This window comes from Neobacillus massiliamazoniensis (assembly GCF_001048695.1).
GTDB lineage: Bacteria > Bacillota > Bacilli > Bacillales > Cytobacillaceae > Neobacillus > Neobacillus massiliamazoniensis.
The window spans coordinates 261,013-287,580 of record NZ_CVRB01000004.1 but is presented as its reverse complement, the minus strand read 5'-3'; the positions used below and the strand labels follow the sequence as shown (position 1 = coordinate 287,580).

The following is a 26,568-nucleotide window of genomic DNA, read 5'->3' as shown; positions in this document are numbered from 1 at the left end:
TGAAGTTAGTTTATTTAAATAATAAAAATCATGGGGTGTTTTATGAAGAAAGTCGAAAGTGTTTTAATAAAAATGATTATTTTTCAATTCATCCTTCTTTTTATTACGCAATTATTATTTCATCAATTTGATTTTTTTCCACAAATAAAGCAACTAACCAAATATGAAGGGGTAAATGAAAATAGCTTTACAGAATTCCTTCAAACCTTTCAGGGAAAATAACAAAGCAGGCCATCCTGCTTTGTTTTTATTAGGGATAAGAAAGTGTAAAATTTGACTTTGAGAATTGTTCAGCTTCAGGCGCCATCGGCTCGAGGTCACAAGCTGAAAGGCGGGCGCCTTGCGCTTTTCTTTTATGAAGGCTGTGTTAAGGGTCATTGTTGATTTTTGAAACTTGTTGATTGGAGCGGAAGGCGCGAGATCCTCGAAAATGCTATCGCATTTCCTTCGTGCGGTGTTGATTCAAGGATGCTGATTCAACGTCCTGCGGGAGTACGGGGCAGGGGAGACCCCACAGGCGCTTAAGCGTCGAGGAGGCTCCCCGGCACGCCCGCGGATGCTCGCTTCTTGAGCGCAAATCAACTGGCAAGTTTAACACAGCCTTTATGAAAAGGAAGATATAATTTAAAATGTTAAAAAAGAAGAGGCAAAACAATTTCTTATGATAAAATAAATAAAAGTAGACTAACTAGAATACCTTAGGAGGAAATATGGAAACGAAACTATCAATCGCAATAGATGGTCCTGCTGCAGCTGGGAAAAGTACAGTAGCCAAAATTGTTGCGGAAAAATTATCCTATATATATATTGATACTGGGGCGATGTATCGCGCATTAACTTATAAGGCAATTGTTAACCATTTAAACTTAGAATCAGAAAGTTCCTTATTAGAGACATTACTATCCATTGATATTAAATTAATCCCTTCTGAAAAGGGACAATTAGTTTATATAAATCAACAGGATGTTACACATGAGATCCGTTCATCTGAAGTGACAAATTCTGTATCAATTGTTTCAAAACATCAGAAGGTAAGAGAGGAAATGGTTAAAAGGCAACAAGCTTTTGCAGATAATGGCGGTGTCGTCATGGATGGGCGTGATATTGGCACTCATGTTCTTCCAGATGCCAAGGTGAAAGTGTTTTTATTAGCTAGCGTTGAAGAGAGAGCTTTCAGACGTCATACTGAGAATTTGCAAAAAGGATTTCCGTCCAATCTTGAAAAGTTACAAGAAGAAATTGCACGTCGGGATAAAATTGATTCGGAAAGAGAGATTGCCCCATTGAAAAAAGCCGATGATGCAGTTGAAATTGATGCGACATCTTTGACCATTCCTGAAGTTGTGGAAAAAATAATGGCTTTAGTAGAGGAAAGGGCTGGATCAGTATGACGTTTTATTCATTTGCAAAATCAGTGATTTATGCTATTTTTAAACCGTGGTACAGGATCGAAGCTTTAGGATTGGAGCATTTCCCTATGGAAGGTCCAGTACTGCTTTGCGCCAATCATATCCACAATTTTGATCCTATGGTAGTAGGGATTATGGCACCTAGACCTGTTCATTATATGGCAAAGGAAGAACTTTTCAACGTTCCCATTTTGGGTAATATTGTTAGAAAATGCAATGCCTTCCCAGTAAAAAGGGGATTTGGGGACCGTGAGGCGCTTCGAACTGGATTAAAAGTCTTAAAAGAAGGACATGTTTTTGGACTTTTTCCAGAAGGGCATAGAAGCAAGACAGGTGAACTCGGGAAAGGGTTAGCAGGTGCTGGTTTCTTTGCATTACGTTCAAATGCATCGGTAGTACCGTGTGCTGTCATCGGACCATATAAAAGCTTTAAAAAATTAAAGGTGATATATGGAAAACCAATTCCGATGGAAAAAATGAAACAAGAGAAAGCTTCAGCCGAAGAAGTAACTGAATTAATTATGGAGGAAATCCATAAACTTATTAAAGAACACCGATAGGTTGTACTTGACAAAATAAAGTATTTGTAAGAAGTTAATAAAAAGAGATTTATTTTGGCTAATCAGAATTTATTCTAAATTCTGAATGTATATGATAAACCTTTTTGCTCGCCAATCGATGAATTTTCAATTCAATCTTTTGTTTTTATATGTAGTGTTTGCGGATTGGCATGCAATGAATCATATATAAGTTTATTAGTAGTATTTGGATTAAGGAGGAATTACATATGTCGGAAGATTTAAATCAAGTAGAAGTAAAAAGCTTTGAAATTGGAGACAAGGTTACTGGCCAAGTTACGAAAGTGGAAGAAAAACAAGTGCTTGTTAATCTTCAGGATAGCAAACTTGATGGAATTATACCAATCAGTGAGTTATCCAGCCTGCACATTGAAAAAGCATCTGATGTTGTTTCAGAAGGCGATAGTCTTGAGTTAGAGGTTTTAAAAGTGGAGGAAGATGCCTTAATTCTTTCAAAAAGGAAAGTGGATGCTGAAAAAGCGTGGGATCATCTAGAAAAAAAATTTCATGATGGTGATATTTTTGAAACAGAAGTAAAAGACGTCGTAAAAGGTGGTCTTGTAGTTGATCTTGGCGTCCGTGGCTTTGTTCCTGCATCTTTAGTTGAACCGTTTTTTGTGGAGGATTTCTCAGACTATAAGGGTCGCAAGCTTACCTTTAAAATTGTTGAACTTGATAAAGAGAAAAATCGCTTAATTCTTTCTCATCGTGCTGTAGTGGAGGCAGAGAAAGGAAAACAAAAACAAAATCGTCTAGAAAGCTTGCAAGTAGGGCAAGTCATTGATGGAGTAGTACAAAGAATTACTGATTTTGGTGCTTTTGTTGATATTGGCGGTATTGATGGACTTGTTCACATTTCTCAATTATCATATGATCACGTTGATAAACCAACCGATGTTGTTCAAGAAGGGCAAAATGTAAAGGTGAAAGTATTAAACGTTGACCGTGATAATGAAAGAATTTCCTTATCGATTAAAGAAACCTTGCCTGGTCCATGGTCAAATATTTCTGAGAGAGCACCAAAAGGTAGCGAGTTAACTGGTACAGTAAAGCGGTTGGTTTCATATGGTGCTTTTGTTGAAGTACTGCCAGGTGTTGAAGGACTTGTTCATATCTCTCAAATTGCCCATAAACATATTGGTACACCGCATGAGGTCTTAAAAGAAGGCCAAGAAGTCAAAGTGAAGGTTCTTGATGTGAATGAACAGGATCAACGATTATCCTTAAGCATTAAAGAGCTCCTTGAAAAAGATGTTGAAGAAAATCTTGATTTTGTACTTCCGGAAGAATCAAAGGGCTTTCAACTAGGTGAAGTTATTGGAGATAAATTAAAGAATCTGAAAAAATAATGGTGATTTAAAGTGTCTAGATCCGAACGTAAATGGGACCACATTCGTTTTGCTTTAGAAAATGGAGAAAAACATACAATTGCTTTCGATGACATAAAATTTATTCATCAAAGCTTACCGAATATAAGTGTGTCCGATGTTCGATTGGACCATTCTTTTGGCGAACTTTCTTTAAGTTCGCCAATTTTTATCAATGCGATGACAGGCGGCGGCGGTGAAAAAACTTATCAAATCAACAAACAGCTTGCGATTGTTGCAAGAGAAGCTGGATTAGCCATGGCTGTTGGCTCGCAAATGGCTGCAGTGAAGGATAGAAGTGAACAATTCACCTTTGAAGTTGTTCGCCATGAGAATCCAAACGGAGTCATTATTGCTAATTTAGGGAGTGAAGCAACGGCTGATCAAGCCAAAGTTGCAATTGAAATGATAGGTGCAAACGCCCTTCAGATCCATTTAAATGTCATTCAGGAATTGACGATGCCTGAAGGAGATCGGGACTTTTCCAACACCCTAAAAAGGATAGAGGCTATTACCAAAACGGTAAATATTCCTGTTATTGTTAAAGAAGTAGGCTTTGGAATGTCTAAAGAATCCGTAGACGCCTTGTCAAAGGTTGGGGTTTCGTTTGTTGATATCGGTGGATTTGGTGGCACTAATTTTGCTGAGATAGAGAATAAGCGCAGGAGAGAATCTCTTTCTTTTTTTAATCAATGGGGTATTCCAACTGCCATCTCATTAATTGAAGCAAAAGCTGCTTTAACAGAAATGTTTATTATCGGTTCAGGTGGAATTACCACAGCTTTGGATATTGCGAAAGGATTAGCTCTGGGCGCAAATGCCATTGGTATTGCCGGTTATTTCTTAAGGATTCTTATCGAAAATGGAGTTGACGCTCTATTGGAAGAGATTAAAACAATCCATGAGGAATTATCCTTTATCATGACAGCTTTAGGAGCTAGAACGATAGCGGATTTACAAAAGGTACCATTAATCATATCCGGTGAAACGTACCATTGGTTACAACAAAGAGGAATCGATACAAGAAAATTCAGTCAACGTTCAATAAAGTAAAGCTCTCGCAATAGTCGAGAGCTTTTTTCATTATTTGGAGTCGTTTAATCCTCTTGCTTCCTCGGGACCTGAAAGCTTTGATGAGCCGGGATAGTGTAGTGCCTGGTCGCGGTCAGATTCCACACGCCTGCTTGCTTTTAGTTTTTTTTCTTGACGATCTTTTCCCATTGATTCACACCTCCTTTTTATAAGATGATACACATTGGAAAGTTTATTCAAGGAAGTATGAAAGTACATATAAATTACCAATAATGAAAATAATAGGAGGTGTGTAGATTGGAGGGTGCCATGTTTTATTGGATTTGTTGGTTCTATTGGGTATTATTTGCATTTATCTTTAATAAGCAAAATCCTTATCGCCTAAAATTATCAGTCGCCGTTTTGGTAATCATAGCAATTTCAAATATCCATTTCATGGTTGCTGGCATTGAATTGTATGCCAGTGGAATACTTTTGTTAGTTATCTCTTACGTTCTCATTAGCAGGGAAAAACGTAGAGCCATCATTTACTACTTTATATGTTCATTTATCGTAACAATAGCCTATGTGACTTTTCATTTATTCGAACTTTTTGACCCCGTTTGGATTGTTTTTAAGAAAGAATGGATGATGGGTATTTGTTTTTGTATATTGTCGCTTTTGTTGCAGAAACATGTAAAGGGAAGATTGCTCATCATTGCCAGTGGTACGATGCAAGGGGAAATCTTATATGCTTATTTTTTAAGCAGGTATGATATTCCTTATTCAATTGGATCTCTTGCATTTCTTGATGTTTGTTTGTTAACTTTCATGATGATCACGGGGTGGAGTGCTCTTGAAAATGCTGGGAGCCTCTTCGGAAATCATTTCAATTATTTAGGAAAAACAAAACAAAAATCATCATAGACAATATTGTTTCCTAGTTTTCCATTGCGGTAAGGGACTTACATTGATAAAATAATAAAGTTAGACCCTTCTTTAAAATAGAAGGGTTTCTTTACTGAAATAGCTGATTTTCATTTTTATCTGTATTTGGAATAATGAAAAGAAGTATGTTAATTTTATGGATAGAAAGGATGGCGATTAGAATGGTAAAACCTGTTATTGCCATTGTAGGAAGACCGAATGTCGGGAAATCCACCATTTTTAATAGAATTGTTGGTGAGCGAGTGTCAATTGTGGAGGATGTTCCTGGGGTAACACGTGACCGGATTTATAGTTCCGGAGAATGGTTAACCTATGATTTTAATGTAATTGACACAGGTGGAATTGATATTGGTGATGAACCGTTTTTAGAGCAAATACGTCAGCAGGCTGAAATAGCAATTGATGAAGCAGATGTCATCATTTTCTTAACAAATGGCAGAGAAGGGGTTACGGCAGCTGATGAGGAAGTAGCAAAAATATTATATAAATCCAAAAAACCGGTTGTTTTGGGTGTTAATAAAATTGATAATCCAGAAATGCGCGAACAAGTCTATGATTTTTATTCACTCGGGTTTGGAGAGCCCATTCCGATTTCCGGATCTCATGGACTGGGACTTGGCGATTTACTGGACGAAGCTGCTAAATTCTTCCCGAAAACAGACGGGCAGGATTATGAAGAGGACGTAATTAAATTCTCTTTAATTGGTCGTCCAAATGTAGGAAAATCCTCTTTGGTCAATGCTATACTAGGAGAAGAACGTGTAATTGTCAGCAACATTGCAGGGACAACACGCGATGCGGTCGATTCGCCTTACACGTATAATGAGCAAAAATATGTCATTATCGATACTGCTGGTATTCGGAAAAAAGGGAAAGTATATGAGACCACGGAAAAATATAGTGTTCTTAGAGCTTTAAGGGCGATTGAACGCTCGGATGTTGTTCTTGTTGTGATTAATGCCGAGGAAGGAATCATTGAACAAGACAAGAAAATAGCGGGATATGCTCATGAAGCCGGTAAGGCGGTTGTTATTGTTGTCAACAAGTGGGATGCAATCGAAAAAGATGAGAAAACAATGAATGTATTTGAACAAAAGATTCGCGACCATTTCTTGTTCCTTACTTATGCACCAATCGTGTATTTATCTGCCAAAACAAAAAAACGTATTAATACTGTAATGCCGATGATTGATATGGCAAGTGAAAATCATTCACGACGTGTCGAAACAAGTGTGTTAAATGACATTATTATGGACGCGGTGGCGATGAATCCAACTCCAACTGATAAAGGCAAGCGTTTGAAAATTTATTACGCTACTCAAGTATCAGTCAAACCACCAACTTTTGTTATTTTTGTTAACGAGCCTGAATTATTGCATTTTTCATATGAGCGTTTCCTTGAAAATCGAATTAGGGATGCATTTGGGTTTGAAGGCACACCGATTAGAATATATGCTAGGGCAAGACAATAAATGATATATGGGGGTGTAGAGGGTGAATCAGCAAAAAGCTGAAATAGCTGTTTTAGGAGCAGGTAGTTGGGGAACAGCTCTTGCAATGGTTCTTGCTGATAATGGCCATAAAGTACGTTTGTGGAGCCATAACAATGAGCAAGTCCAGGAAATTAATCATGAACATACAAACAAAAAATACTTACCAGAGATTATCCTGCCTGAATTAATTGTCGGACATGCCTCCTTAAACGATGCTTTAACTGGGATTGAGACGGTGATTTTGGCCGTTCCGACGAAGGCGATTCGTGAGGTAGTCGGAAAAATGAAAGCTGTTGCTACCAAGCCTTTAACGATTGCTCACGTAAGTAAAGGTATTGAACCTGATACTCTAATGAGGATTTCGGAATTAATTGAAGAGGAAATGCCCAAAGAGTTTATAAAGGCTATTGTTGTTCTTTCTGGACCAAGCCACGCTGAAGAAGTCAGCTTACGTTATCCAACAACCGTTACTGTTTCATCAGAAAATATGGCTGCCGCCGAGGAAATCCAGGACTTATTTATCAACCAAAATTATTTTAGGGTATATACAAATCCTGATGTAATCGGAGTTGAAATCGGCGGTGCTTTAAAAAATATTATTGCCCTTGCAGCTGGAATAACTGACGGTTTAGGGTATGGAGATAATGCAAAAGCAGCTTTAATGACAAGAGGTTTAGCCGAAATATCACGGCTTGGAACAAAAATGGGTGCCAATCCGTTAACATTTTCCGGTTTAACAGGAATCGGTGATCTAATTGTAACTTGTACAAGCGTCCATTCAAGGAACTGGCGAGCTGGTAACATGCTTGGAAAAGGGAAATCGCTTGAAGAGGTTCTTGACAGCATGGGAATGGTTGTTGAAGGGGTAAGAACAACGAAGGCGGCCTATCAATTGGCGAGAAAATATGATGTAAAAATGCCGATTACCTTTGCTTTATATGATGTTTTATTTAATGGTAAGAATGCTAAGGATGCGGTAGACGTATTAATGTCTCGAGGGAAAACGAATGAAATGGAAGATTTAGTGAATATTTTAGGTGAAAGAAATCACGAAAATTAGAAGCGTAAGATTCCCGTTTAGAAAAGTCCACTAGTCGCTTGGCGCCTTCATCGAAAAACTCACATTTTTCGGCTTACGAGGTAACCGCATTCGAAGTAACTCATATGAAGCTGTACATTATCGAAGTCAAGATTTTTTTCTTAGTCTTTTAAAAAAATGTCTAGTTCATTGTGAAAAATAGGCATTCTGAGGATGCGTAATGTATCCTACTTGCATAAAATGCATCGAAGCATACCTGGTAATATGAAGCGGGAGTAAGGGTAATTTAGTCTCATAATACTGAAGTGAAGAATACGCCCCTCTTTACTTCAGTTTTTTTTATGTTCTTATGATATAATCAATTCTGAATATTAAGGGGGGAATAATGATTGTCGCCAGCGATGTTGAAGATGTGGATATCGGTTGCAGGTATGGCGCTTATGTTTTTAGCCATCATGACCATTTATTTGAGCAGGTACAAGTTAAAAGGTATCCTAAAGCATATTACAGCTGTAATGGCTTATTTCTTTATGATTGTTGCAGGAATAACTCTATTCATTGTTTTTTTTACGTGATTGAACATTACATAAAAATATAGGTGATTGTATGAAATGGAAAGTTCTCGGCTGTTTTCTTATATTTATTTCGATTTTATTATCGGGATGTATGTATCCCAGTGAAAATCTTGCTCAAAATCAAATACCTTACAAAGATCAACTACAGACAGTTCAGACAGCGGTAGATTCTTTTAGAAAGGATAACGGTGGGATCCTGCCAATTAAAACGAAAGAAGCAGATACTCCTATTTACCAAAAATATCCGATTGATTTTAAAAAGCTTGCCCCAAAATATATTGCAGAACCGCCTGGTAATGCTTTTGAGAGCGGGGGGGTTTTTCAATATGTTTTAGTTAATGTTGAAACGAATCCTACTGTTAAGCTCCTAGATTTAAGAGTAGCAGAAACCCTTAGGGATATTAATCTAAGAATTAAAACTAACGGTTATCCTCCCTATAAAGAAAAAATTGCTGATAATGTGTACTCCATTGATTTTAAGCAATTAGGCTATGATAAGCCCCCCTTTGTAGTGAGCCCTTTTACCCAACAAAATCTTCCCTTCGTTATAACAGGGGATGCCCAAATATATGTTGACTACCGAGCAGATTTATACCAAGAGCTTAAAAAGACAAACAATGCTGTAAAACCAGGGGAAGATATTCGGGATCTTCTTGTCAATGATTCTATGTTTGTACCGGCATATTCTTTACCATATACAGTCGACTCTACTACGAAAGAACCAGTATTCTTAAAGCAATAGCAATGTTAAATTTAATTGTTAATTTTTTACTTTAAGAAAAAAACTACATTTTTTAATAAAATTATTACTGAAATATGCTTATTGGCTTTAAAACATGATGAAAAGCAGCAAAATAATCCAACGAGGATTTTACGTGCCCGTTATCATACATTTTTCCCTAAACCGGTCACGTATAAAGATTTACATGCCTATATCATGCATTTTCCCCGAAACCGGGCACGTAAAAAAATTTACGTGCCCGCTATCATGCATTTTGCCGAAACCGGACTTATTTGTGCGACAAAAACAAAAAACAATGCTCATAAAGTGCTGCCAATAGGGTTTATTGGTAATGGCACTGACAGTATTATCTTTCTATTTTTTATCGAATTAACAGGTATATCTTTTTTTTTAGAAAATCAACATCATTGTTTAACAGAACTAAAGCAATAAAATGTATTATTCATATTAAAGGCATAACCCTTTTTCCTGTGAAATATATTGTAGGAGAAGGGTTTTTTTCTTGTTTTTTTTAACCAAATGGACAACTAAGAATCTGCCTTAATTGTGATCCTTTATTCATAAAACCCTTATCCAACCGAAATATTCAGATAAGAAAATAAACTAGAATTTTTGATAAGGGGGTAAAAAAAATTAGAAAAGTGTCATAACAACATGGGACAACGTCATAAATATATATTGTCCAAAAATACCTAGAGGATTAAATTATCCCACTTTACTCAATGATCGGGAGGGGATCACTTGGAAAAGTTTGATATTTTTAAAGATATTGCCGAAAGAACAGGCGGTGATATTTATTTAGGAGTTGTAGGTGCAGTTCGAACTGGAAAATCCACATTTATTAAAAAATTTATGGAGCTAGTCGTTTTACCGAATATAAACAATGAGGCAGAAAGAAGTCGGGCGCAGGATGAGCTTCCTCAAAGTGCGGCAGGAAAGACGATTATGACAACGGAACCGAAATTCGTTCCGAATCAAGCTGCCACCGTTTATGTTGATGAGGGACTAAATGTTAATATCAGACTTGTCGATTGTGTGGGATATACGGTACCAGGCGCTAAAGGATATGAGGATGAAAATGGCCCAAGAATGATAACTACTCCATGGTACGAGGAGCCAATCCCTTTTCATGAAGCAGCTGAAATTGGTACAAGAAAAGTAATACAAGAACATTCAACCATTGGGGTAGTGGTTACAACAGATGGCACAATCGGAGAAATTCCAAGAAGTAACTATATTGAAGCAGAAGAAAGAGTCATTGAAGAACTGAAAGAGGTAGGCAAACCATTTATTATGGTAGTGAACAGTGCACAGCCATACCACCCTAGTACGGAGACACTAAGAAACAACTTAGTTGACAAATACGATATACCCGTTATTGCGATGAGTGTTGAAAGTATGCGCGAAAGTGATGTTCTTAATGTTCTTCGTGAAGCCCTCTATGAATTTCCTGTTCTTGAGGTTAACGTCAATCTCCCAAGCTGGGTAATGGTTCTAAGAGAAAACCATTGGCTGCGTCAGTCCTATCAGGAAGCTGTAAAAGATACAGTTAAGGATATCAAGAGATTAAGAGATGTAGACCGAGTGGTTCAACAATTCAGCGAATATGAATTTATCGAGCGTGCAGGATTAGCAGGTATTGAAATGGGGCAGGGAGTAGCAGAAATTGACTTACATGCACCTGATGAGCTATACGATGATATTTTAAAAGAAATTGTTGGTGTTGAAATCAGGGGGAAAGATCATCTCTTAGAATTAATGCAGGATTTTGCTCATGCAAAAGCTGAGTATGATCATATTGCAGATGCCTTAAAAATGGTGAAACAAACAGGCTATGGAATTGCTAGTCCGTCACTTTCAGATATGAGTCTAGAGGAGCCTGAAATTATTCGTCAAGGTGCCAGGTTTGGTGTAAGATTAAGAGCGGTTGCCCCATCCATCCATATGATTAAGGTAGATGTTGAATCAGAATTTGCACCAATTATTGGGACGGAAAAGCAAAGTGAGGAGCTAGTCCGCTACTTAATGCAGGACTTCGAGGATGATCCTCTATCCATTTGGAATTCTGATATCTTTGGCCGCAGTTTAAGTTCTATAGTGCGTGAGGGGATCCAAGCAAAACTATCTTTAATGCCGGAAAACGCAAGATATAAATTAAAGGAAACGTTAGAAAGAATTATTAATGAAGGGTCTGGTGGTCTAATTGCCATCATTCTCTAAGATATCGGACCCCAAATCGGGGTCTTTTTTTTGTGGTAGTAATTTATAGATTCATTTAGGTGTGAATAACTATGAATAAGTTAGCTGAATCCAGCTCCATAAGAGTATGCTTCGGAAGCGATACCTCGCACGCCGAAAAACGTGAGTTTTTCGGCGGAGCGCCTAGCCTCTCGAGGTCATAAGCCAATCCGTCATGAAGGTTAAAAAGCAACCTTCATGACGGCTCGTCTTATGCTTGGCTACAGAAGGCTATCGCCTTCTCTGCGCATTAAGGGAGACTAAGGCACTTATTAGTTCCAAGTCTCCCTATATCGGGGCTGACCAAGGCGCTTGCGCTTTTTGTTCTGTTTGGGAAATTTTATAAAAAATAAGGTCGATAATAGTAATATCTTGCTGAAACAAAGAAAAGATTCCCATTATTTCATGAAATATTCTTGATATGCGGAAATGATTGTGATAATCTTTTAACAGAATTACGTTGTAGTGCTTGAAACCTCTATTCTATAAGGTTTTTACAAAAAAGAGTGTAAGGTATTCAAGTTGTTTTTTTTGACCTAATTTGTCAATAAAACGCCACTTTGACGTATAGAATTTAGAAAAATTGTTTAGAAATGTAGATAAGTATTCTTATTTACGGTTTTAATCGATCTTTTTGGGAGGAGGTGAAAGGCATGAACAAGACAGAACTTATTAATGCAGTAGCTGAAACTAGTGAGCTTTCTAAAAAGGATGCTACAAAAGCAGTTGATGCTGTTTTTGATGCGATTTTAGATGCTTTAAAAAATGGTGACAAAGTTCAATTAATCGGTTTTGGAAACTTTGAAGTACGTGAGCGTGCAGCTCGTAAAGGTCGTAACCCTCAAACTGGTGAGGAAATCGAAATTGGTGCAAGCAAAGTTCCTGCTTTTAAACCAGGTAAAGCGCTTAAAGACGCAGTAAAATAATTACATAATTTATTGCTTTAGGCGATTGCTTAGGCAAAGGGTCATGGGATAAACCATGGCCTTTTTTCTTTATACTTAAATTAAGAAGAAATACTTTTTAACTTTGATTACTATCCAGCTACAGCGCCTAGCCCCTCGAGGTCACAAGCCAACTAAAATTAATTATATATCTTGATTCTTGCTCCTGTGGCAAAGCAAAATCGGAGAAGTTAATGTTCACCTCGTCGCATGCCTACAAAGATGTTTATGCAGTGGTGCTGGCATCCTGCCGGCTTGTCTTGAGCTTGGCTACAGAAGGCTATCTCCTTCTCTGCGCATTAAGGGAGACTAAGGCACTTATCAGTGCCAAGTCTCCCAATATCGGGGCTGATCGAGGCGCTTTCGCTTTAAATTTTTGCTTGCATTAAAAGTGATATGCTAATATGTATGTGTTAAATCTATTGAAGATTAGAAACTTTTGGGAGGAAACGGAATGTCAGAAGTAAATCGTCCCCTTATTGAAGAAGCGGTACGTTTAATATTAACTGCAATTGGTGAGGATCCAAATCGTGAAGGATTGCTTGACACACCAAAACGAGTAGCAAAAATGTACGAAGAAGTGTTTAGTGGCTTAAATGAAAATCCAGAGAAACATTTTGAAACGATTTTTAGTGAAGATCATGAAGAATTGGTATTAGTAAAAGATATCCCATTTTATTCAATGTGTGAACATCATCTTGTCCCTTTCTTTGGAAAAGCACATGTTGCCTATATTCCAAAAAATGGACGTGTGACAGGATTAAGTAAATTGGCGCGCGCAGTAGAGGCTGTCGCGAAAAGACCTCAACTGCAAGAAAGAATTACATCTACCATTGCAGATAGTATGATGAATAAGCTAGAAGCGCATGGTGTTATGGTAGTCGTGGAAGCAGAGCATATGTGCATGACAATGCGAGGGGTGAAAAAGCCCGGTTCAAAAACAATAACGACTGCAGTAAGGGGTACTCTTGCGGAAGACTCAATCGCACGTTCAGAAGTGCTTTCATTAATAAAAAATTAATGGGGTGAAAAATTTGGAAAAAGGCAAAACACAAAATAGTGATTATGTTGTCGTTAAGGCAATTGATGATGGAGTAAGTGTCATTGGGTTAACAAGAGGGACTGATACTAAATTTCATCATTCAGAAAAGCTGGATAAAGGGGAAGTCATTATCGCTCAATTTACAGAGCATACATCAGCAATAAAAGTTAGAGGGCATGCTAAAATTCTTACTTTATTTGGTGAGATTGAAAGTGAAATGAAAAAATAGTAGCATACTAACAAGGATAAACAGACTGGTCTAATCAGCCTGTTTTATTTTCTTGCCCCTTTAGGAGGAAAATGATTTTATTTCGTTAATTTATGCCCAGTAAACCTCTTTTATGATATAATTGTGACTGCTTGTTTAGAAAATTGAAATATATAGGATATAAGATATAATTAAATTAATCGTTATATGAATAATACATACCTGACCTAGACAGAAACCATACTTTTGGAGAAGCAAGGGTGATTAGATTGCAAGACATTCGACATAAATTTTCATACATCAAGGAACAGGTCGAAAAGAAGGTATTTGATTCATACCTGCTTAAATATATTGAAAAGCCAATGATTGATGAAGAAAAGCTTCTAATCCTTATTTTAATAATGGACCAGCTTGAATTGTCTTTTAAGGAAATGCAAAACTTTGCTTTGTCAACAATGCTTATTCAAATTGCCCTTGATACACATGAATATATTACACAATCTTCGATAAACGAAAAAAATCGGCAACTGACCGTTTTGACAGGAGATTATTTTAGTGGATTATATTATAAATTACTTGCCGATTCAGAAGATATAGCAATGATAAGAGCGCTATCTTATGGTGTAAAAGAAATAAATGAGCATAAGGTTTTTGTTTACCAAAATAAAACAACTGACACTGATAAACTTATGAGTGATATCATGATTATTGAAAGCTCCTTGTTTGTAAAAGTGGCTGAATATTTCAAAGTAGACAATTGGAGTGAATTTATTTCGCATTACCTGCTCTTTAAGCGGTTACTTAAAGAAAAAAGTAAATTCCTTCAAGGTGGAAGCACAAAGATTTTTGAGGCATTGCAAAAAGCAGTTTTTCCAAAATATGCTGATACATTTGAACTCTCAAATGTTCAAAGAAGCAAATTAATAATGATATTCGACCGGTATCTTGATTTTTCAAAACAAATAATTGAAAAAGGAATTGGACAGCTTCCTAACTTGAATGAATGGTTTGTGAGCAGGATTTCTTCTTTATTGAAGCAACACCAGCCAGTTGCAAAAACATTTGTGGAAGAAGGGTAAAGAAATGCAGCAATCGAAAGAAGAAAGAGTTCACCATGTGTTTGAAAAGATATCTGATAACTACGATAAAATGAACTCTGTCATTAGTTTCCAACAGCATATTAAGTGGCGAAAAGATACCATGAAAAGAATGAATGTTAAGAGAGGATCTAAAGCTCTCGATGTTTGTTGTGGAACAGCTGATTGGACGATTGCTTTAGCTGAGGCAGTAGGTCCTTCCGGAAAGGCCACTGGACTGGATTTTAGTCAAAACATGCTCAATGTAGGAATCGAGAAGGTCAAAAGTCTTGGGTTAAATCAAGTGGAATTATTGCATGGTAACGCAATGGAGCTTCCATTCTCCGATAATAGTTTTGATTATGTCACCATTGGTTTTGGACTAAGAAATGTTCCAGATTATTTACAGGTCTTAAAAGAAATGCACCGAGTGGTGAAGCCTGGAGGTATGGTTGTTTGTCTAGAAACTTCACAACCTACTCTCATTGGTTACAGACAGCTTTACTTTTTTTATTTTCGCTTTATCATGCCGCTGTTTGGTAAGTTATTTGCGAGAAGCTACCAAGAGTACTCCTGGCTCCAGGAATCTGCTCGTGATTTTCCAGGAATGAAGGAACTTGCCGGGATATTTGAACAGGCAGGGCTTAAAAATGTGTTTTACAAGCCTTATAGTGGCGGAGCAGCCGCTGTCCATATTGGTTATAAACAATGATAAAGTGATTGTAGACAGGAAGAAAAGCTGGGTGAATTCAAATGAAATTAAAAATGATGTATTCATTTTTGAATTCTGATATTAATGTAATTGAAAAAAAATTAGAAGAGACGATTCAGTCTGAGTCTTTACTTTTGAAGGCAGCATCTTTGCATACATTAAAAGCCGGAGGAAAAAGAATCCGTCCTGTGTTTGTTTTACTTGCAGGAAAATTTGGTCATTATGATATTGAAGTAATGAAAAACGTGGCTGTTCCTCTCGAATTAATCCATATGGCTTCACTTGTTCATGATGATGTGATTGATGATGCTGATATAAGAAGAGGACAACCGACGGTAAAGGCAAAATGGGATAACCGAATTGCCATGTATACAGGTGATTATATTTTTGCTCTATCACTAGAGTTGATGACAAATATTAACAAGCCAGAAGCTCATAAAATTTTAGCTCATACGATGGTTGAATTGACGGTTGGTGAAATTCAACAAATAAAAGATAAATACCGCTTTAATCAAACTCTCCGGGATTACCTCCGCAGAATCAAAAGAAAGACAGCTTTATTAATCGCTGCAAGCTGTCAATTAGGTGCAATTGCTGCTGATGTAGAAGAGTCCATCCATAAAAAACTTTATCGTTTTGGCTACTATGTGGGAATGTCCTTTCAAATTACGGATGATATCCTAGACTTTACTGCGACTGAGAAGGAATTGGGAAAACCAGCAGGAAGTGATCTTTTGCAGGGGAATATAACAGCACCAGCTCTTTTTGCTATGGAAAATGAAGAGATTCGCCTTCAGATTGAAAAAGTGCATGAAAATATGTCGGCCGCTGAAATAGAACATATTATTTCCTTAATTAAAAAATCAGGTGCAATTGAAAAGTCTATAGCTTTGAGCGACCATTATTTGGATAAGGCATTGGCGGTTCTCGAAGACCTTCCAACCAATAAAACGAAAAAAACTCTTCGTGATATTGCAAAATTTATTGGAAGAAGAAAGTTCTAAAACCATGTTGGTGTTGCGCAATATTCAAAAAAATGATAACATTTTCCGTGGATTGTTTTTTAAACAGTCATTATACATAATGATTTAGGAGTGGAACTTATGGAAAAAACATTTTTAATGGTAAAACCAGACGGTGTTCAACGTAATTTAATTGGTGAAATCGTTGCTCGTTTTGAAAAAAAAGGCTTCCAATTAGTTGGAGCAAAATTAATGAGTATTCCAAAAGAATTGGCTGAAGAACACTATGGTGAACATAAAGAACGCCCATTTTTTGGTGAATTAGTCGACTTCATCACATCCGGTCCTGTTTTTGCTATGGTATGGCAAGGTGAAAATGTCATTGCAACAGCAAGACAAATGATGGGTTCTACCAATCCAAAGGATGCTGCACCTGGAACCATTCGTGGAGATTTCGGACTAACTGTTGGTAAAAATGTCATTCACGGTTCTGACGCACCGACTAGTGCAGAGCGTGAGATTGGTTTATTCTTTAAAGATACTGGTTTAGTTGAATATTCGAAGTTAGTAAACGAATGGGTTTATTAATAAAAAGAGCAAAGAGAAAAACACTCGTATGATTATACGGGTGTTTTTTTTTGAATCCGTTTGCAAATTTTTTATTCCTTTTTCTGAATAGTTCCACTATGTTTCTTGGGCGGTATATGTTATATTGAAAAATAAATCCTTTATTGAGTTGAAGGGGGAAAGAGAAAATGGGGATAAGATATTTAACAGCAGGAGAATCACATGGCCCACAATTAACAACGATCATAGAAGGTTTGCCTGCGGGGATGCCTTTAGTAGCTGAAGATATTAATACTGAATTAGCGAGACGTCAAAAGGGCTATGGCCGGGGAAGAAGGATGGAGATTGAAAAGGATATGGTAGAGATTACATCCGGGGTTCGTCATGGACAAACTCTTGGGTCTCCTATTGCTCTGGTAGTTAAAAACAACGATTGGAAGCACTGGACCAAAATAATGGGAATAGAACCATTACAAGAAGTTGAAGAGGAAGAAATCAAACGAAAGGTGACTCGAGCACGTCCAGGACATGCTGATTTAAACGGCGCCCTTAAATATGGTCACCGTGATATGAGAAATGTTCTAGAGCGATCTTCAGCTCGTGAGACTACCGTTCGAGTAGCGGCAGGTTCAGTCGCGAAAAAACTTCTTTCATTGGTTGGAGTCGAGGTAGTTGCCCATGTGGTGGAAATTGGAGGAAAAAAAGCTAATCCCCTTCACCATTTATCTTTTAAGGAAATAAAAGAACAAGCGGAAGCATCGCCCGTCCGTTGCATTGATTCAAATGCAGAGAAAGCAATGATAGCTGCAATTGATGAGGCAAAGAAAAATGGAGATTCTATCGGTGGTGTTGTCGAAGTCATTGCAACAGGAATGCCAACAGGTGTTGGAAGTTATGTACATTATGATCGAAAGCTTGATGCCAAATTGGCTGCTGCAATTGTCAGTATCAATGCATTTAAGGGTGTAGAATTCGGTATTGGGTTTGAAGCGGCACGTAAGCCAGGCAGTGAGGTTCATGATGAAATTGTATGGGACGATGAATGGGGCTATTCACGAAAGACCAACCGCCTAGGCGGTTTTGAAGGTGGAATGACGACAGGAATGCCGATAATAGTCCGAGGTGTCATGAAGCCGATCCCAACCCTCTATAAACCATTAATGAGTGTCGATATTGAAACAAAGGAGCCGTTTGCCGCAAGTATTGAGCGCTCAGATAGCTGTGCCGTTCCTGCAGCAGCCGTAGTAGCAGAAAATGTTGTTGCTTGGGAACTTGCCAATGCTCTGGTAGAACAATTTTACAGCGACCGTTTTGATACTTTTGTTAAAGAAATTAATGAACAACGTGAATTTGCGAGGGAATTTTAATGGAAACGATTCGCATTCATACAGAATCAAAAAGTTATGATGTATTGATTGGTGAAGGTGCCTCCAAAGAGATAGGTCCATTTTTAACGAAACATTTTCCGGATTTAACGAAAATATTCATCATTACAGATGAAACGGTTGCTTCTTTGCATCTAGAAAAATTATTGGTTTCACTAAAAGGGTGGAATCCTGTTGTTTTTACTGCTCCGGTCGGAGAGAAGGCAAAAACGTTTGAAGTGTATTATGAGGCACTTTCTAGAGCCCTTGAGAACCGTCTTGACCGTAAATCGCTGGTTCTCTCCTTTGGTGGAGGAGCGGTCGGTGATTTGTCTGGCTTTGTAGCGGCAAGCTTTATGAGGGGAATTCCCTTTATCCAAGTTCCAACAACCATTTTGGCACACGATAGTGCTGTTGGTGGAAAAGTTGCGATTAATCATCCACTTGGTAAAAACATGATTGGTGCGTTCTATCAGCCGGAAGCTGTTTTATATGATCTTACGTTTCTTAAATCGCTTCCAAAGCAAGAAATTCGATCCGGATTTGCGGAAGTCATTAAGCATGCACTTATTTATGATCAAGCGTTCTATGATTGGCTACAAATGAATATTGATAATTTGGACTCTTTAACGATGGAACAACTTTCTTATTCAATAATAAAAGGGATCAAGATTAAAAAAGAGTTTGTTGCAAAGGATGAAAGAGAGACTGGAGTACGTGCCTACCTGAATTTTGGACATACACTTGGACATGCAATTGAAGCAGAAATGGGTTATGGGAATTTTACTCATGGGGAAGCTGTCATGATTGGTATGGTGTTTGCGTTAAAGTTAAGTATAGGTATGCTTGGGCTTTCCTTCGATTTAAACAAATTTATTGAATGGATCGAGCGATTAGGATTTGAAACAAATCTCCCACCCGATCTTTCATTAGAACGATTACATACCAGAATGAGCCAAGATAAAAAGTCTTTTGGTAGTTCAATTAGGTTTGTATTACTTGAAAGTGTGGGCAAACCAAAAATGCAGGAGATTTCTGGTGACGTCCTTGTGGATAAACTAAAAAGTTTTTGCCTGTGTTAAAGGTCATTGTTGATTATTGAAACTATGTTGATTGGAGCGGAAGGCGCGAGACTCCTCGAAAATGCTATCGCATTTCCTTCGTGCGTGGGCGGATTCAAGGATGTAATTCAATGTCCTGCGGGTGTACGGGGCAGGGGAGACCCCACAGGCGCTTAAGCGCCGAGGAGGCTCCCCGGAACGCCCGCGGATGCTCGCTTCTTGAGCGCAAATCAACAGGCAAGTTTAACACAGCCAAGTTTTTAAAAGGGGGCTTTTATATGATCAGAGGGATGAGGGGAGCCATTACGGCTGATAGAAATTCAGAAGAGGCGATCCTTTCCGCAACGGAAGAGTTATTAACGAAAATGATTGAAACCAATCAAATCCATTCTGATTCCGTCGCATCAATTTTGATTTCTACAACCGAGGATTTAAATGCGACATTCCCAGCAAAGGCATTGCGAAAATTGGAAGGATGGACATATGTTCCAGTTATGTGTATGCGAGAGATACCAGTACCAGGTTCATTAGAGTCCTGCATTCGAATCATGATGCATGTCAATACCGAAAAAGAGCAGAATGAAATTACCCATATATACTTAAAAGAGGCAAAAGTTCTAAGACCTGATCTTGGTCAAAAGAATTGATAAAATGTTAAAATAGTTTGTGTATTCTAAAATTTTAAAAGTGTGCAGGAGGTTGGGGAATGTGAGATGGAAAGAACAGTTATTAACGCTGACGCCATATCAGCCAGGAAAGTCGATTGAGTCAGTAAAAAAACAATTTCAACTTGAACAGATCATCAAGCTTGCATCGAATGAAAATCCTTTTGGATGTTCAAATATGGTTCTATCTGCCCTTCAATCGAATTTGCTAAACATGCCGATCTATCCGGATGGTTACGCCTCTTCTATGCGAGATGAGCTTGCCGCTTTTCTTCAAGTGGAACCAGAGAAATTGATTTTTGGTAATGGATCGGACAATCTCATTCAAATTATTTCCCGAGCATTGCTTCATCCTGGTGCGAGCACGGTTATGGCTACGCCAACTTTTTCCCAATATCGCCATAATGCAGTCATTGAAGGAGCAGTTATTAAAGAGGTTCCTTTATTGAACGGTGAACATGACTTACATGGTATGCTCGATGCGATGGATGAGAAGACAAATGTCGTTTGGCTATGCAGCCCTAACAATCCAACAGGTACATACATTCCAGAAACGGCATTACTAGCGTTTCTTGAAAAAGTGCCATCAAGTTGTCTTGTTGTTCTTGATGAAGCTTATTATGAATACGTAGTGGCAGATGATTATTATGATGCCATTAGTTTGACAAGTAAATATCCGAATTTAATAGTTTTAAGAACCTTTTCGAAAATATATGGCTTAGCTTCTTTAAGAGTAGGATATGGGGTTGCTAATCCAGCCATTATTAAAGCTCTTGAACCAGGCAGGGAACCATTTAATGTCAATTCATTTGGGCAAGCAGCGGCACTAGCTGCAATAGAAGATCAAGAGTTTGTAGAGGAGTGCAAGAAGAAAAATCGTACCGGACTTCAGCAATATTATGATTTCTGCCATCAGCACGGGCTCGAATATTTTCCTTCACAAACTAATTTTATTTTAATTGATTTCAAGATTGATGGAGATACCGTCTTTCAATATCTGCTTGAAAGAGGATATATAGTCCGTTCAGGAAAAGCTCTAGGGTTTCCGACTTCAGTAAGGATTACAGTGGGTACTACCGAACAAAATGAAGGATTGCTAAGAATTCTGGATGAATTTTTAGTTAATCAAAGAGAAGAGCAGCTCTTTAAAAAATAGGGGGAGTTTCATTGGAAGGCCGCGTTTTTGTTGTGGGGCTAGGATTAATAGGCGGATCCTTAGCATTATGTATTAAAAAAGAACATAAAAAAGCATCCATTATAGGGTTTGACATTAATAGTGAACATGCTCGTCTTGCAAAAATGCTTGGAGTAATTGATTCCATTGCTGAAACAGTCCATGAGGGTGCTCTTAATGCAGATTTAATCATTATTGCAGCTCCGGTAAAGGAAACCGAGGCTATTATTGATCAACTTTCAAGTTTGCCATTAAACCCCAATGTGATCATAACGGATACCGGTAGTACAAAAGAAAAAATTGTCGAAAAGGCAATTTGTTTACAGAAACAAGGGTATACCTTTATCGGTGGACATCCTATGGCGGGGTCGCATAAAAGCGGAGTATCAGCGGCAAAAGAAATTTTATTTGAGAATGCTTTTTATTTGTTTACTCCAGGTGAAAATATCGATGAATCGAAAGTAGAAGAATTAAAAGATTGGCTTATTGGTACTAGAGCAAAATTTCTAACCATTTCGCCTAAAAGCCATGATTACCTTACGGGAATTGTAAGCCATTTTCCACATATTGTAGCAGCCTCCATTGTTCGTCAAACAGAAAAATTGGCAAAAAGTGACCATCTTATTTCTCGTCTTGCTGCTGGAGGTTTTAGGGATATCACACGAATTGCTTCAAGTAGCCCTGAAATGTGGAAGGATATTTTGCTTCATAACCGCGAGGTCCTTATTGAACTCTTAAACCAATGGCAGGAAGAAATGAATTTGATGAAGGATTTGCTTGTAAAAGAAAATAGCGAGGAAATTTATGACTATTTTTATCAAGCAAAGCAATTTCGTGATGGCCTTCCGAGTAAGGAAAAAGGGGCCATTCCTGCCTTCTACGATTTATTTGTCGATGTACCCGATTATCCTGGTGTTATTTCCGAAATTACAGGCTTTTTAGCAAAGGAAACGATCAGCATCACTAACATTCGGATACTTGAAACAAGAGAAGAAGAAATCTATGGTGTCCTTGTTATAAGTTTACAAACAGAACAAGACCGACAAAGAGCTGAAAATTGCATAGCAAAATATACAAGCTACTCCACCTCGATTGGTCTTTAATGATTTTTAGTAAGGTGTAAGCTCCTTGGTCAGGGGATGTAGACCTAAGAGCCGCTTTGCACTCGAGACTGTCCCAAAAGGTGACAGGTACCACTATATTTACAAAGTTCATGATAATTTTTCCGCTATGTTGATTGGAGCGGAAGGCGCTCGACTCCTCGAAAATGCTATCGCATTTCCTTCGTGCGTGGGCGGATTCAAGGATGTAATTCAATGTCCTGCGGGAGTACGGGGCAGGGGAGACCCCGCAGGCGCAATAGCGCCGAGGAGGCTCCCCGGACCGCCACTAGAGCGGAAATCAACAGACAAGTTTAATAGACCATTAATAAAAAGGGGGTGCCCCTAAAAGTTATACCTTTGGGACACCCTCTACGAGGCATCGCTAACGAAGCTAACTCTTATGGAGCTAGACAATGGATAAAAAAGGTGATTTCATGGTGTTAAAAAAACTGCAAACTAGTATACGGGGATTGTCAGGTGAAATTGAAATTCCCGGAGATAAATCGATTTCCCACCGGTCTGTGATGTTTGGATCGATAGCCTACGGAGAAACGAGAATAACCAATTTTTTGCCGGGAGAAGATTGTTTAAGTACGATTTCATGCTTCCGAAAATTAGGAGTTACAATTGAGGAACGGGATAAGGAAATAATCATCATCGGAAAAGGCTTTGAAGGCTTGAATGAGCCAAAAGAAGTTTTGGATGTCGGAAATTCTGGAACGACAATCCGGTTATTATTAGGAATTTTAGCTGGAAGACCCTTTTTTGCTTCCCTTATCGGTGATGAATCTATCGGAAAAAGGCCGATGACAAGAGTGACAGTGCCATTAGCAAAAATGGGTGCCGAGATCGATGGACGAAAAAATGGCTCCTATACTCCTATCGCGATTCGCGGCGGTATTTTAAGTCCCATTCAGTATCAGCTTCCAGTTGCTAGTGCACAAGTAAAATCGTCCTTGATTCTTGCTGCTCTTCAAGCAGAAGGGGAATCTACCATTACAGAACCATCTATAACTCGTGACCATACGGAGAGAATGATTCGTAAATTTGGTGGTATTATAAATAAACATCACAACATCATGAAAGTAAATGGTGGTCAAAAGTTAACGGGTACAAACATTCATGTACCTGGTGATATTTCTTCAGCTGCCTTTTTCCTTGTTGCAGGAGCCATTGTCCCAAATAGTGAAATTGTTCTTAAAAATGTAGGTTTAAATCCAACAAGAACCGGAATCATTGAGGTTTTAAAAAATATGTGTGCTGATTTATCAATCAAACAGTCTAGCGATGCTTCATTTGAACCAATTGGAGATATCATCATGAGAACTTCCAGTCTGAAAGGAACCGTTATTGAAGGGGATTTAATTCCAAAATTAATCGATGAAATTCCGATTATTGCCTTGCTGGCAACACAGGCTGAAGGGATAACCATAATCAAAAATGCAGAAGAATTAAAGGTAAAAGAAACGAACAGGATTGATACAGTTGTTGGAGAATTAAAAAAATTAGGCGCTGAAATCGAAGCAACTAATGATGGTATGGTCATTCATGGAAAATCAAAGCTTATCGGTGGAACCGTTTCTAGTCATGGTGACCACCGAATAGGAATGATGCTAGCCATTGCAGCTTTACTTTGTGAAAATGAGGTAAATCTCGAAAGGCCTGAAGCAATAGCCGTTTCCTATCCAAACTTTTTCCACCATTTAAATATTCTAACCCAATAAAAGCTGCCATCTGCAGCTTTTTTGATTTTTGGAAGTCATAGTTTTGCTTATATTGACATAGCTTGTCTTAAGAGAATGGCTAGAAGTTAAAGGTCATTGTTGTTTTTGAAACTATGGATTGGAGCGGAAGGCGCGAGATCCTCGAAAATGCTATCGTATTTCCTTCGTGCGGTGTTGATTCAAGGATGTTAATTCAACGTCCTGCGGGAGTACGGTGCAGTGGAGACCCCGCAGGCGCTTAAGCGCCTAGGAGGCTCCCCGGAACGCCCACGGATGCTCGCTTCTTGAGCGCAAATCAGCAAGCAAGTTTAACACAGCCAAGAGAATAAAGTGAATTTATAATGGTAAAAAGGGGTGAGTTGATGTCCTATATAATCGAAAATGCTAATATTCTCAAGCAAAGCCAATTCTCGAAATGTTCAATTTTAATTAAGGAAAACCGCATTGCTGGGCTGAAACAAAGTTTTAACCATGAGAAATTTATGAAAATGAATGCAGAAACTTTTATTATGACTCCTACTTATTGCCAGTTAGACGCAAAAATTCCAATAGACAGTCCAAATCATGTGGTAAAAGAATATATAATAAAACAGTTTCTATTAAAGGGTAGTACAACATTCCTTACCTATGTAAAGATTTCGAATGAAAACGAGTTAACAAACAAACTGAAAGCCACGAAAACCGCTTTATTGAATAGTCCAATTGATTTTTCAATAGGAGTATTTATCCCTTTAAAGCTCCTTACCCCAACACTTATTAGAAAATGCAAGAAAGAACAACTTCCCGCTATTTTTGTTGAGATAAACGAATGGGATAGGCTTGAGGATATTCCCTGGACTTGGATAAGAGAAGCACTCTTTCCGTTTAATAGTCCACTCATTCCTGTCATCTCTTCAATGTTAAAGAAGGAAACAAAGAAGGTTTTGTCGAAATGGAAATATATAATGATTAAGGGAAAAATTCCTTCCATCTTTGACGAGCTAGAAGACAATCAGCCTTTATCAATAAATGTGTTAAATAAAATGGGGTTATATCCAAGAGTAGCAAGTCTCATGCATGGTACAGAAATAAGTTATAATTTATATTTACAGGGAAATGAAGTCAAAAATGTTGATGAAGAGAAATTATTTCATTATCATGAAGATAAACTTGTAGTTACCGTCCACAAGGGGAAGGTAGTTCGGTCGGGGAAAGAGGTTTTATTTAAACCTGGAAATGGAGAATATGTTAAGGTGCGCACCCCATCATATTTTTCTCTTTAAATTAGAGGCGAGAGGAACAGGAAATGGATCGAGTAAATAAAATTATTAACATGATTGAAAATGGTCAACATAAAGAAGCTTTAAATGAATATAATGTGATATTAAACAGCGGCCCGCCCGAAGAAAAATTCCAACTTTCTGAAGAATTATTTCAGCTTGGTTTCTTAGAGGAAGCGAAGGTTTTGATTGAAAACCTTTTGCTTAGTTACCCGGAAGAAGGGGAGCTCCTTGTCCTTTTAGGTGAAATTTTAGTTGAATTAAGTGATGACGAAGAGGCAATTCTAGTACTTGAGAAAGTATCTGAAGAGGATCCGAATTTTGGACAGTCCTTATTGTTATTAGCTGACCTTTATCTAGCTCAAGGACTATTTGAGGTATCCGAGAGAAAACTTCAGAGGGCAAAGGAATTATTACCAAATGAGGTCATAATTGATTTTGCACTTGGAGAGCTGTATAGTGAACAAGGCGAAATAACAAAAGCGATGAATGCGTATGAAACCGTTTTAGAGGAGCAAAATGAATTAGCTGGAGTAAATATCTTTCAACGGATAGCTGATTTGTTAAGTGCCTCTGGTGCTTTTGAGGATGCACTTGTTTACTACGATAAGGCAATAGAAGAAAAACTGGAAATTAACACACTATTTGGATATGCCTTTACAGCATTACAAGCTGGCTATACTCGAACAGCGATTGAGAAGTTTGAGGAGGTCCGAGAGCTGGACCCAGAATATCATTCTCTTTATCTTCATCTGGCACTAAGCTATGAACGTGAAGATGAGCTGGAAAAAAGCTTTCGTACGATTCAAGAAGGTATTAGGCAGGACGACTTTAATAAAGAATTATTTTTCTTCGGTGGGAAAATTGCCATTAAACTTGGAAAAATGGACGAGGCAGAACAATATTTCCGGGAGGCAATTGCTCTTGACCCCGGATTTACTGAAGCAGCTCTTATGCTTAACAAACTTTTTTTTCAACAGGACAAATATGAGGATGTTATTGACTTAATTAGCCAGCTAGATGTGGAAGAAGAGTCGGAACCGCAATTTTTATGGGATTTGGCCGTTGCTTATCAAAGACTTGAACAATTTTCAGATGCATTAGACAAATATGTAAGTGCATATACTTTTTTTAAGACAAATGAAACATTTTTACAGGATTATGGATATTTTTTAATGGAAGAAGGAAAAATCGAACAGGCTGTCGAAATTTTTAAACAACTGCTAAAAAATGATCCAACGAACGAAGAATATTTGGAATTGCTTGAACGTTTTTCAAATGATGGAGATTAAATAAGCTGAAAATGC

The 26,568-nt window shown here is 37.9% G+C and carries 28 protein-coding genes; 27 read left to right on the top strand and 1 reads right to left on the bottom strand.

Annotated elements, in window-relative coordinates; translation table 11 throughout:
- Positions 1-42: 42 nt before the first annotated feature.
- The 5 genes from BN1082_RS19250 to fni all read left to right on the top strand — a co-directional run bounded on the left by BN1082_RS19250 (position 43) and on the right by fni (position 4,407).
- Positions 43-222 (top strand): YpfB family protein, encoded by a 180-nt coding sequence (locus tag BN1082_RS19250; RefSeq protein WP_090637139.1) that lies wholly within the window; start codon positions 43-45, stop codon positions 220-222.
- Positions 223-710: 488 nt separating this feature from the next.
- On the top strand, positions 711-1,391 hold the full coding sequence (gene cmk / locus BN1082_RS19245) for a (d)CMP kinase (RefSeq protein ID WP_090637137.1): 681 nt from the start codon (positions 711-713) through the stop codon (positions 1,389-1,391).
- Positions 1,388-1,969 carry a lysophospholipid acyltransferase family protein gene (locus BN1082_RS19240; RefSeq protein WP_090637135.1) on the top strand — a complete coding sequence of 194 codons (582 nt, stop codon included), beginning with the start codon at positions 1,388-1,390 and terminating at the stop codon, positions 1,967-1,969. The genes cmk and BN1082_RS19240 overlap by 4 nt, the downstream gene beginning before the upstream one ends.
- 227 nt (positions 1,970-2,196) lie before the next feature.
- Positions 2,197-3,336 (top strand): 30S ribosomal protein S1, encoded by a 1,140-nt coding sequence (gene rpsA, locus BN1082_RS19235; protein ID WP_090637133.1) that lies wholly within the window; start codon positions 2,197-2,199, stop codon positions 3,334-3,336.
- A 12-nt stretch (positions 3,337-3,348) separates the two neighbouring features.
- Positions 3,349-4,407 (top strand): type 2 isopentenyl-diphosphate Delta-isomerase, encoded by a 1,059-nt coding sequence (gene fni / locus BN1082_RS19230; RefSeq protein ID WP_090637131.1) that lies wholly within the window; start codon positions 3,349-3,351, stop codon positions 4,405-4,407.
- A 30-nt stretch (positions 4,408-4,437) separates the two neighbouring features.
- On the opposite strand, the gene BN1082_RS19225 is transcribed toward fni, so the two are convergent.
- Positions 4,438-4,575 (bottom strand): YpzI family protein, encoded by a 138-nt coding sequence (locus BN1082_RS19225; RefSeq protein ID WP_090637129.1) that lies wholly within the window; start codon positions 4,573-4,575, stop codon positions 4,438-4,440.
- Between the two features lie 108 nt (positions 4,576-4,683).
- Here BN1082_RS19225 and BN1082_RS19220 point away from each other — a divergent pair, with 108 nt between their 5' ends.
- From BN1082_RS19220 to BN1082_RS19110, 22 genes are all read left to right on the top strand, one after another.
- Positions 4,684-5,292, top strand: a complete 609-nt coding sequence (locus BN1082_RS19220) for a YphA family membrane protein (RefSeq protein ID WP_090637127.1) — start codon at positions 4,684-4,686, stop codon at positions 5,290-5,292.
- Between the two features lie 182 nt (positions 5,293-5,474).
- Complete coding sequence (gene der, locus BN1082_RS19215) at positions 5,475-6,785, top strand: ribosome biogenesis GTPase Der (protein ID WP_090637125.1); 1,311 nt, start codon at positions 5,475-5,477, stop codon at positions 6,783-6,785.
- 22 nt (positions 6,786-6,807) lie between these two features.
- Complete coding sequence (locus tag BN1082_RS19210) at positions 6,808-7,866, top strand: NAD(P)H-dependent glycerol-3-phosphate dehydrogenase (protein ID WP_090637123.1); 1,059 nt, start codon at positions 6,808-6,810, stop codon at positions 7,864-7,866.
- Between the two features lie 368 nt (positions 7,867-8,234).
- Positions 8,235-8,420 (top strand): DUF2768 domain-containing protein, encoded by a 186-nt coding sequence (locus tag BN1082_RS19205; RefSeq protein WP_090637122.1) that lies wholly within the window; start codon positions 8,235-8,237, stop codon positions 8,418-8,420.
- A gap of 31 nt (positions 8,421-8,451) precedes the next feature.
- Positions 8,452-9,162 (top strand): hypothetical protein, encoded by a 711-nt coding sequence (locus BN1082_RS19200; protein WP_090637121.1) that lies wholly within the window; start codon positions 8,452-8,454, stop codon positions 9,160-9,162.
- An 81-nt stretch (positions 9,163-9,243) separates the two neighbouring features.
- Entirely contained in the window at positions 9,244-9,594 is a 351-nt protein-coding gene (locus BN1082_RS19195; protein ID WP_141650890.1) for a hypothetical protein, read from the top strand.
- Positions 9,595-9,903: 309 nt separating this feature from the next.
- Positions 9,904-11,382: a stage IV sporulation protein A gene (spoIVA, locus tag BN1082_RS19190; RefSeq protein WP_090637117.1), complete on the top strand. Its 1,479-nt coding sequence runs from the start codon at positions 9,904-9,906 to the stop codon at positions 11,380-11,382.
- Positions 11,383-12,053: 671 nt separating this feature from the next.
- Complete coding sequence (locus BN1082_RS19185) at positions 12,054-12,326, top strand: HU family DNA-binding protein (RefSeq protein WP_141650889.1); 273 nt, start codon at positions 12,054-12,056, stop codon at positions 12,324-12,326.
- 472 nt (positions 12,327-12,798) lie between these two features.
- Complete coding sequence (folE, locus tag BN1082_RS19180) at positions 12,799-13,365, top strand: GTP cyclohydrolase I FolE (RefSeq protein ID WP_090637114.1); 567 nt, start codon at positions 12,799-12,801, stop codon at positions 13,363-13,365.
- A gap of 13 nt (positions 13,366-13,378) precedes the next feature.
- Positions 13,379-13,615 (top strand): trp RNA-binding attenuation protein MtrB, encoded by a 237-nt coding sequence (mtrB, locus tag BN1082_RS19175; protein ID WP_090637112.1) that lies wholly within the window; start codon positions 13,379-13,381, stop codon positions 13,613-13,615.
- A 239-nt stretch (positions 13,616-13,854) separates the two neighbouring features.
- Positions 13,855-14,673 (top strand): heptaprenyl diphosphate synthase component 1, encoded by an 819-nt coding sequence (locus BN1082_RS19170; protein ID WP_245640491.1) that lies wholly within the window; start codon positions 13,855-13,857, stop codon positions 14,671-14,673.
- Positions 14,674-14,677: 4 nt separating this feature from the next.
- On the top strand, positions 14,678-15,382 hold the full coding sequence (locus BN1082_RS19165) for a demethylmenaquinone methyltransferase (RefSeq protein WP_090637110.1): 705 nt from the start codon (positions 14,678-14,680) through the stop codon (positions 15,380-15,382).
- A 41-nt stretch (positions 15,383-15,423) separates the two neighbouring features.
- Complete coding sequence (gene hepT / locus BN1082_RS19160; protein ID WP_090637109.1) at positions 15,424-16,386, top strand: heptaprenyl diphosphate synthase component II; 963 nt, start codon at positions 15,424-15,426, stop codon at positions 16,384-16,386.
- A 99-nt stretch (positions 16,387-16,485) separates the two neighbouring features.
- Positions 16,486-16,932: a nucleoside-diphosphate kinase gene (gene ndk, locus BN1082_RS19155; RefSeq protein WP_090637107.1), complete on the top strand. Its 447-nt coding sequence runs from the start codon at positions 16,486-16,488 to the stop codon at positions 16,930-16,932.
- A gap of 173 nt (positions 16,933-17,105) precedes the next feature.
- Positions 17,106-18,278 carry a chorismate synthase gene (gene aroC / locus BN1082_RS19150; RefSeq protein ID WP_090638429.1) on the top strand — a complete coding sequence of 391 codons (1,173 nt, stop codon included), beginning with the start codon at positions 17,106-17,108 and terminating at the stop codon, positions 18,276-18,278.
- Positions 18,278-19,357, top strand: coding sequence for a 3-dehydroquinate synthase (gene aroB, locus BN1082_RS19145; protein ID WP_090637105.1), 1,080 nt, complete (start codon positions 18,278-18,280; stop codon positions 19,355-19,357). Before aroC ends, aroB begins: the two co-directional genes overlap by 1 nt.
- Before the next feature lie 257 nt (positions 19,358-19,614).
- On the top strand, positions 19,615-19,983 hold the full coding sequence (aroH, locus tag BN1082_RS19140; protein ID WP_090637103.1) for a chorismate mutase: 369 nt from the start codon (positions 19,615-19,617) through the stop codon (positions 19,981-19,983).
- 61 nt (positions 19,984-20,044) lie between these two features.
- The gene (gene hisC, locus BN1082_RS19135) at positions 20,045-21,157 is read left to right on the top strand and encodes a histidinol-phosphate transaminase (RefSeq protein ID WP_090637101.1); all 1,113 of its coding nucleotides are present in this window, start codon (positions 20,045-20,047) and stop codon (positions 21,155-21,157) included.
- Between the two features lie 11 nt (positions 21,158-21,168).
- The gene (locus tag BN1082_RS19130) at positions 21,169-22,278 is read left to right on the top strand and encodes a prephenate dehydrogenase (protein WP_090637099.1); all 1,110 of its coding nucleotides are present in this window, start codon (positions 21,169-21,171) and stop codon (positions 22,276-22,278) included.
- Between the two features lie 434 nt (positions 22,279-22,712).
- Positions 22,713-24,002, top strand: a complete 1,290-nt coding sequence (gene aroA / locus BN1082_RS19120) for a 3-phosphoshikimate 1-carboxyvinyltransferase (protein WP_090638426.1) — start codon at positions 22,713-22,715, stop codon at positions 24,000-24,002.
- 362 nt (positions 24,003-24,364) lie between these two features.
- Complete coding sequence (locus tag BN1082_RS19115; protein WP_090637095.1) at positions 24,365-25,264, top strand: hypothetical protein; 900 nt, start codon at positions 24,365-24,367, stop codon at positions 25,262-25,264.
- Between the two features lie 23 nt (positions 25,265-25,287).
- Positions 25,288-26,553, top strand: coding sequence for a tetratricopeptide repeat protein (locus BN1082_RS19110; RefSeq protein ID WP_090637093.1), 1,266 nt, complete (start codon positions 25,288-25,290; stop codon positions 26,551-26,553).
- Positions 26,554-26,568 lie beyond the last annotated feature (15 nt).

Coding starts and splice junctions, on each gene's coding strand:
- BN1082_RS19250 (WP_090637139.1), top strand. CDS start 43: ATGAAGAAAGTCGAAAGTGTTTTAATAAAAATGATTATTTTTCAATTC.
- cmk (WP_090637137.1), top strand. CDS start 711: ATGGAAACGAAACTATCAATCGCAATAGATGGTCCTGCTGCAGCTGGG.
- BN1082_RS19240 (WP_090637135.1), top strand. CDS start 1,388: ATGACGTTTTATTCATTTGCAAAATCAGTGATTTATGCTATTTTTAAA.
- rpsA (WP_090637133.1), top strand. CDS start 2,197: ATGTCGGAAGATTTAAATCAAGTAGAAGTAAAAAGCTTTGAAATTGGA.
- BN1082_RS19225 (WP_090637129.1), bottom strand. CDS start 4,575: ATGGGAAAAGATCGTCAAGAAAAAAAACTAAAAGCAAGCAGGCGTGTG.
- der (WP_090637125.1), top strand. CDS start 5,475: ATGGTAAAACCTGTTATTGCCATTGTAGGAAGACCGAATGTCGGGAAA.
- BN1082_RS19200 (WP_090637121.1), top strand. CDS start 8,452: ATGAAATGGAAAGTTCTCGGCTGTTTTCTTATATTTATTTCGATTTTA.
- BN1082_RS19185 (WP_141650889.1), top strand. CDS start 12,054: ATGAACAAGACAGAACTTATTAATGCAGTAGCTGAAACTAGTGAGCTT.
- folE (WP_090637114.1), top strand. CDS start 12,799: ATGTCAGAAGTAAATCGTCCCCTTATTGAAGAAGCGGTACGTTTAATA.
- BN1082_RS19165 (WP_090637110.1), top strand. CDS start 14,678: ATGCAGCAATCGAAAGAAGAAAGAGTTCACCATGTGTTTGAAAAGATA.
- hepT (WP_090637109.1), top strand. CDS start 15,424: ATGAAATTAAAAATGATGTATTCATTTTTGAATTCTGATATTAATGTA.
- ndk (WP_090637107.1), top strand. CDS start 16,486: ATGGAAAAAACATTTTTAATGGTAAAACCAGACGGTGTTCAACGTAAT.
- aroB (WP_090637105.1), top strand. CDS start 18,278: ATGGAAACGATTCGCATTCATACAGAATCAAAAAGTTATGATGTATTG.
- aroH (WP_090637103.1), top strand. CDS start 19,615: ATGATCAGAGGGATGAGGGGAGCCATTACGGCTGATAGAAATTCAGAA.
- aroA (WP_090638426.1), top strand. CDS start 22,713: ATGGTGTTAAAAAAACTGCAAACTAGTATACGGGGATTGTCAGGTGAA.
- BN1082_RS19115 (WP_090637095.1), top strand. CDS start 24,365: ATGTCCTATATAATCGAAAATGCTAATATTCTCAAGCAAAGCCAATTC.
- BN1082_RS19110 (WP_090637093.1), top strand. CDS start 25,288: ATGGATCGAGTAAATAAAATTATTAACATGATTGAAAATGGTCAACAT.